5 protein-coding genes are annotated in these 5,763 nt (G+C 68.3%); all 5 read left to right on the top strand.

What is annotated here, in order from left to right; all coding sequences use genetic code 11:
• Positions 1 to 809 (top strand): ABC transporter ATP-binding protein (locus tag D7Y13_RS37460; RefSeq protein ID WP_244222428.1); only part of this gene is annotated, 809 nt, incomplete at its 5' end.
• The gene (locus D7Y13_RS37455) at positions 806 to 1,993 is read left to right on the top strand and encodes an MlaD family protein (RefSeq protein ID WP_120535803.1); all 1,188 of its coding nucleotides are present in this window, start codon (positions 806 to 808) and stop codon (positions 1,991 to 1,993) included. The genes D7Y13_RS37460 and D7Y13_RS37455, both read left to right, overlap by 4 nt.
• 155 nt (positions 1,994 to 2,148) lie before the next feature.
• Positions 2,149 to 3,045, top strand: a complete 897-nt coding sequence (locus D7Y13_RS37450; protein ID WP_120584851.1) for a zinc metalloprotease — start codon at positions 2,149 to 2,151, stop codon at positions 3,043 to 3,045.
• 265 nt (positions 3,046 to 3,310) lie between these two features.
• The gene (locus D7Y13_RS37445) at positions 3,311 to 4,204 is read left to right on the top strand and encodes a zinc metalloprotease (RefSeq protein ID WP_120535801.1); all 894 of its coding nucleotides are present in this window, start codon (positions 3,311 to 3,313) and stop codon (positions 4,202 to 4,204) included.
• 183 nt (positions 4,205 to 4,387) lie between these two features.
• The gene (locus D7Y13_RS37440; RefSeq protein WP_120535800.1) at positions 4,388 to 5,548 is read left to right on the top strand and encodes a pyridoxal-phosphate-dependent aminotransferase family protein; all 1,161 of its coding nucleotides are present in this window, start codon (positions 4,388 to 4,390) and stop codon (positions 5,546 to 5,548) included.
• Positions 5,549 to 5,763: the final 215 nt, after the last annotated feature.

Raw genomic sequence — 5,763 nt, 5'->3', positions numbered from 1 at the left:
ACGTCGACCCGCCCGCCCCGTTCGAGTTCCGCAAGCCCACCCCGGGCGAGGAGCTCATCCGCTACGAGGGGCTCGTCAAACAGTTCGGCACCAAGAGCATCTACGAAGGCGTGGACCTGGACGTGCGCGCCGGGGAGACGCTGGTCGTCCTGGGCGGCTCCGGCGTGGGCAAGAGCGTGCTGCTCAAGTGCCTCATCGGCCTCTTGCACCCGGACGGCGGCCGCGTCCTCTTCGAAGGCTACGACGTCGCGAAGTTCTCCGAGGAGCAGTTCCTGGAGGTCCGCAAGCACGTGGCCATGGTGTTCCAGGGCGCCGCGCTCTTCGACTCGCTCAGCGTGGCGGAGAACGTGGCCTATCCGTTGCGCGAACACTTCCCGAAGATGTCCCGGGATGAGATCCGCAAGCGCGTGGCGGAGAAGCTGGAGCTGGTGGACCTGCCCAACACGGAGCGGCTGATGCCGTCGGATTTGTCCGGCGGCATGCGCAAGCGCGTGGGCCTGGCGCGCGCCATCGCCACCGACCCGGAGGTCATCCTCTGGGATGAGCCGACGACGGGCCTGGACCCCGTCACCACGCAGACCATCAACGAATTGATTGAGTCGATGAAACAGCGCCTGGGCGCCACGTCCATCGTCGTCACGCACGACATGGTGAGCGCCTTCGTGCTGGCGGACCGGATGGCCATGCTGGCCAACCGGAAGATCGTCCAGGTGGGCACCCCCGAAGAGATGCGCCGCTCCACGGTGCCGGAGGTGCGGGCCTTCCTGGACGCGCGCCGCCTGGAGCTGAACCCCGAAAGAACACCATGAGTCTCTTCAACTCGACCTCGAAGGAAAAGCGCCTGGCCGTGCGCGCGGGCCTCTTCGTCGCCATCGGCCTGGCCGTGGCGGGCGTCGTCGTCTTCTTCATCGGCCGCGAGTCGAACCTCTTCCAGCGTCAGGTCGTCTTCCGCGCCTACTTCCAGAGCGTGGACGGCCTGAGCGACCAGTCCCCCGTGTGGATTGGCGGCCTCAAGGTGGGCCGCGTCAACGGCGTGGCCTTCTCCCAGGACCTCAAGGACAGCCGCCTGGAGGTGCAGTTCCAGGTCGCCAGCGCCTACACGGAGCGCATCCGCGCGGACTCCGTGGCGAAGCTCACCAGCATGGGCGTCCTGGGCGACAAGGCGGTGGACATCTCCCTGGGCAGCGCGGACCAGCCGCCCGTGGAGCCCGGCGGCATCGTCAAGTCCAGCAGCGCCGGGGACCTGTCCAAGCTCATGAGCAGCGCCAGCCAGGTGATGGAGAACTCCGTCGCCATCAGCGAGTCGCTCAAGGACGCCATCAAGGTCTACGCGAACCCGGAGCTGTCGCGCGACCTGGCCCGGAGCGTCGCGTCGCTGAGCGCCATCATGCAGGAGGTGGAGAAGGGCGACGGCGCGCTGCACGCGCTCATCTACGACAAGCGCACCGGTGAAGAGGTGAACACCCTGCTCGCCAGCGCGTCCGGGGCCGCCCGGCGCATGGATGGCGCCCTGGCCCATGTCGAAGCCATCCTGGGCGAGGTCCGCCGGGGCGATGGCACCGCGCACGCGCTCATCTACGGCCAGGACGGCGCGGTGGCCCTGAAGGAACTGGGCGAGGCCGCCGGCCAGCTGGGAGGCCTCATCGAGGACGCGAAGAAGAGCCCCAATGGCGCGGTGCACCAGTTGGTCTATGGCGACGCGAAGGGCATGTTCGCGGACCTGGGCAGCGCCGCCGCGGACATCAAGCAGATCACCGCCACCGTGGCCAAGGGGGATGGAACCCTGGGCGCCCTCGTCTCCGACCCCACCGTCTACGACGACCTGCGCGAGGTGCTGGGCAACGTGAAGCGCAATCGCATCCTCCGCGCGCTGGTGCGCTTCTCCGTGAGCAATGGCGAAGCGCTGGAACAGGTGGGCAAGCCCCAATCCCTGCCCACGCCGCTGACGCCCGAAGTCAACACCGCCGCGTCACCGGATGGCGGTACGAACTGACCCCTGGGTGAAACACACACAGCCGTGGTTCACCCCGCGAAAAGCCCTGGGGGCTCATAAAGATTTCCGGTTGTTTCAGTGTCTGTGGGTGCGTTGACTTTGAAGGCTTGCGAGGCGTATTTCCGGCTCCCCCACTTTTTCGAGGAGTTGGGAAAATGCTCCGTAACGTCGCGCAGCGCGGTGGTCGTGTCGCGGTGGTCCTTGGCACGCTGATGTCCCTGGCGGGTTGCAGCAGCAGCGCTCCGGCTCCGGAGCAGCAGCCCGCGGAGGAGACGGCGACGACGGCGGAGGCGCTCCCGCACCGCGGCTGCGCCACCATCGAGCCGTCGGCCGATGAGAAGCTGGAGATTGAAGCCGCCCTCGCCGGCCGCGTGCAGGAGAAGCGCGCGGTGGGTTCGGTGAACGTGCCGGTGTACTTCCACGTCATCCGCAAGGGCACGGGCATCGCGAATGGCGACGTGCCGGATTCGCAGATCACCGCGCAGATGAACGTGCTGAACGCGGCGTATGCCAACACCCCGTTCAAGTTCACGCTGGCGGGCACGGACCGCACCACCAACACGTCCTGGTTCGCGCTGTCGCAGGGCAGCACGAACGAGAAGAACATGAAGAACGCGCTGCGCAAGGGCACCGCCGGCACGCTGAACATCTACACGGCGAACCTGTCCGGCGGTCTGCTGGGCTGGGCGACCTTCCCCTCCAGCTACACCAGCCAGCCGAAGATGGACGGCGTGGTGATGCTCTACAGCAGCGTCCCCGGCGGCACGGCGTCCCCGTACAACCTGGGCGACACGGCCACGCACGAAGTCGGCCACTGGGTGGGCCTGTACCACACGTTCCAGGGCGGCTGTGCCAGCCCGGGTGACTCGGTCAGCGACACGCCTCCGGAGGCCTCGCCCGCGTACGGCTGCCCCACGGGCCGCGACTCCTGCTCCGGCGGCGGCGTGGACCCCATCCTGAACTTCATGGACTACACCGACGACAGCTGCATGAACTCGTTCACCGCCGGCCAGTCGGCCCGCGCGGACAGCCTGACGGCGACGTACCGCTAGTCAGCAGTCCCCAGTCCCAAGTCCCAAGTCGGTCCCCGGCGCCGGAGTCTTCCCCCTTCACCCGGGAGGCTCCGGCGTCGTCCGTTGCGGGCCCGGGTGTTTCAAGACACCTGGATGAAACACTCCACCCGGCGTGCTCCACCTGAAACATCCACCGTTTGTTCTCATCGGTCTTTACTGGGATTTCAATTTTACCGCCCCTATTGACTTCACGGGTTTGAAACATGTATTTCCACCTCCCCACTTTTCCGAGGAGTTGGGAAAAATGCTTCGTAACGTCGCGCAGCGCGGTGGTCGTGTCGCGGTGGTCCTTGGCACGCTGATGTCCCTGGCGGGTTGCAGCAGCAGCGCTCCGGCGCCCGAAGAGCAGCCGGCGGAGGAGACCACGACGGCGGAGGCGCTCCCGCACCGTGGCTGCGCCACCATCGAGCCGTCCGCCGATGAGAAGCTGGAGATTGAGGCCGCGCTGGCCAACCGCGTGATGGCGAAGCGCGCGGTGGGTTCGGTGAACGTGCCGGTGTACTTCCACGTCATCAACAAGGGCACGGGCATCGCGAACGGCGACATCCCGGACTCGCAGATCACCGCGCAGATGAACGTGCTGAACGCGGCCTACGCCAACACCCCGTTCAAGTTCACGCTGGCCGGCACGGACCGCACGAACAACAGCACCTGGTTCGCGCTGGGTTCGGGCTCCGCCGCGGAGAAGAAGATGAAGGCCGCGCTGCGCAAGGGTGGCCCGGAGACGCTGAACATCTACACGGCGAACCTGAAGGGTGGCCTGCTGGGCTGGGCGACCTTCCCCTCCAGCTACACCAGCCAGCCGAAGATGGACGGCGTGGTGCTGCTCTACAGCAGCGTCCCCGGCGGCACGGCGGTTCCGTACAACGAGGGTGACACGGCGACCCACGAGGTCGGCCACTGGGTGGGCCTGTACCACACGTTCCAGGGCGGCTGTGCCAGCCCGGGCGACTCCGTCAGCGACACGCCTCCGGAGGCCTCGGCCGCGTTCGGCTGCCCCTCGGGCCGCGATACCTGCACCGGCGGCGGCGTGGACCCCATCCTGAACTTCATGGACTACACCGACGACAACTGCATGAACCAGTTCAGCGCTGGCCAGGTGACCCGCGCCGACAGCCTGACGGCGCAGTACCGCTAGTCACACGCCCGTTTCCGCTGTCCTTCCAGACGCCGGAGTCTCCCGTTTCCTCGCGGGGGCTCCGGCGTCGTTCGTTTTCGCGCCGGCCCCCCGTGGCCGTGGACAACCCGGGCCCGGCTTGTCCACAGTGGGGGACCGCCCTCCGGAAAGGCCCGGGGGGCGCCCAAGGAAGGGTGTGGCGCCGTGAGAGACCTGTTGATGATTCCCGGGCCGGTGGATGTGGACGCGGAGGTGTTGCAGGCGCTGTCCGCGCCGGTGCTGGGGCACCTGGACGCGGGCTTCATCGCCACCTTTGGCCGCGCCCTGAAGCGCCTGCGGGAGGTGTCGCTCGCCCCGTCCGCGCAGCCCTTCGTCGTGTCCGGCAGCGGCACGCTGGCCATGGAGCTGGCGGTGGCCAACCTCATTGAACCGGGCGACCGCGCGCTGGTGGTGAACACCGGCTACTTCAGCGACCGCATGGCCCACATCCTGGAGCGCCACGGCGCGAAGGTGACGCACGTGCGCGCGCCCCCGGGCGGCGCCCCCGACGCGGCCCAGGTGGAGGCGGAGTTCCAGAAGGGCGACTTCAAGCTGATGACCATCACCCACGTGGACACCTCCACCGCGGTGCTGGCCCCCGTGGAGTCCCTGCTGAAGGTCGCGCGCCACCACGGCGTGCTCTGCGTGGTGGACGGCGTGTGCGCCACCGCGGGCGAGGCCTTCCACCAGGACGCATGGGGCGCGGACGTGTACCTCACCGCCAGCCAGAAGGCGGTGGGCGTGCCGCCGGGCCTGGCGCTCCTGACGGTGAGCCCGCGCGCGCTGGAGACGTGGCGCAAGCGCAAGGCGCCGGTGGCCAGCGTGTACGCGGACTGGGCGGAGTGGCTGCCGGTGATGGAGGCGTACGAGGCCGGCAAGCCCTCCTACTTCGCCACGCCCCCCACGTCGCTCATCTGCGCGCTGGACGTGAGCCTGGGGCAGATCCTCTCCGAAGGGCTGGAGGCCCGCTTCGAGCGCCACCGCCGCATGGCCCGCGCCTTCCGCGCCGCCTGGAGCGCCCTGGGCCTGCGCCTGCTGCCCACGTCGGAGGCCCTGGCCGCCAACACCCTGAGCGCCGTGTACTACCCGGAGGGCGTGGACGCCTCGCTCGTCGGCCGCGTGAAGGCCCAGGGCGCCGCCATCGCCGGCGGTCTCCACCCGGAGTTGAAGACGCGCTACTTCCGCGTGGGCCACATGAACCGCGTCACCGCCGCGGACGTGCTCGTCACCGTGGGCGCCATCGAGCGGGCCCTTCACTCGGGGGGATACCGCGCCAGCGCCTCCGGGACCGCCGTCGCCGCCGCCCAGGCCGCCCTCTCCGCCTGACCTCCAATCCCCCTTTTTTCTCAGGCTCCGAGAACCATCGTCGGTCCTCCCATTAGATTCATGTAAGCCGCTGGATAATTTCCGGTACTTCAGGGCTTGCTTGGATTTCTTGTCGCTGTAGTAGAAATGTGTGATTGGGCTGCACGGTGTGGGCGGGGCGTGTGCCCCGGCACCAGTGAGGGGGATGGGCCGCGCCGGTGGAGGGACCTTGAAGT

Source organism: Corallococcus praedator (genome assembly GCF_003612125.1).
Lineage (GTDB): Bacteria > Myxococcota > Myxococcia > Myxococcales > Myxococcaceae > Corallococcus > Corallococcus praedator.
Note: the sequence above shows the minus strand (reverse complement) of the source record. Positions and strands in the feature narration are given on the sequence as shown.